General features: G+C 42.1%; 1 protein-coding gene and 1 pseudogene. One reads left to right on the top strand and one right to left on the bottom strand.

Annotated elements, in window-relative coordinates; translation table 11 throughout:
- Nucleotides 1-291, bottom strand: a 291-nt coding sequence (locus tag F6K49_RS50165; RefSeq protein ID WP_293110324.1) for a hypothetical protein, incomplete at its 3' end; no start/stop codon positions are given.
- 709 nt (nt 292-1,000) lie between these two features.
- Between F6K49_RS50165 and F6K49_RS50160 the strand changes: the two are divergent.
- Nucleotides 1,001-1,266: pseudogene (locus tag F6K49_RS50160) on the top strand (DUF2887 domain-containing protein); the annotation flags it as partial.

The raw sequence follows: 1,266 nt of genomic DNA, 5'->3' as shown, positions 1-1,266 counted from the left end.
ACGAAGGAGCTTGAGATTGGGTGAGACCAGATTATATTGCCACTCTTCCAAGACACCATGTAATTTCATAGCATCACCGATCGTCGCATCAACAGCATCCCAGCCCCCAACTTCTAGCTCTTCAATCTCGGGTGCACCTGCAATTTGACCTAACGTGCGATCATCAATTGGCTTTTCGCTAATCATGCCATACTTTTTAACATGACCCTGTTTTATCAAATCAATAACACCTGAAACTGTTGTGGCAATTGCACCTCCAAATCCTGGCATTAATAATCCAGTTTTAGTCATAAGAAAAGATTTGAGCTGATTTTAATTACTAAATTATCATACTCCTGAACTGACTCAGGTATAGCAGTGGTAAATAGTGGAAATAGAATTAATAGCACGACGGTCACAACTAAACCCCTAATTCCAAGCAAAGCTGTTCCCAAACCCACTCCTGTCCCAGCTTTCCCAGCTTTGCCACTTTTTGTAAATAATTCTTGTATTTTTTTTGCTGTTCTGCTATTGCTCCGATCAGTACAGAATTACGTCGCAAATCCAAGGGCGGCAAGTAGTTGAATTTCTCTAAAAACTTTTGTCACGCCCACTCTGGCGGCTGTTCTTTCTGGAAAGCTACCTTAAGTAATCTGGTTAACAGATACTTGTCAACGTTTAGACTGTACCCAAGAAGAGATAGAAAAAGCTGTCTGGGAGAGAAGACAATATCAGGCACAAGTTAAGCGTCTAGAACTGAGGCGATCGCAGAGCTCGTAGGGTGGGCAAGGGGAAACTTTACCAATAGATTCATCAAATACCCCCTTTTCCCTTTGCCCACCAAATTACTCCGCAAGACTTACTGATAGTTCAACTGCTGAGGCGGACTCGATATCAGAAGAGCACTTTATATATGGGCGCACACCTTTGCCATTATAAAAAAATAATATCAAAAAATAACACCAACCGATGATAATATTGGCCAGATAACCCAAATACCAGTTCCTTCCAATGCTAACCAATGCGCACTGACAGCCTATTTTATAAAGTGTTCCAAACCCTCCCTGGTACTTTCTTTGAACTCCTGGAAGAAAACTCTCAACTAGCACAAAACTAGAATTTTAAGGCCGTCCAACTCAAAGAACTCGCCAAACGCACCGACGGCGTATTTCTCCCCAAACGGGACGGTGACCCCATTTATTTCGTAGAAGTCCAATTTCAGAAAGATGAAGACTTGTACTACCGCCTGATGCAAGAAGTGTTTGTCTACTTGGGACAAAATCGTTG

Source organism: Moorena sp. SIO3I6 (assembly GCF_010672095.1).
The sequence above is the reverse complement of the archived record's forward strand: the minus strand, read 5'-3'. Positions and strand labels throughout refer to the sequence as shown.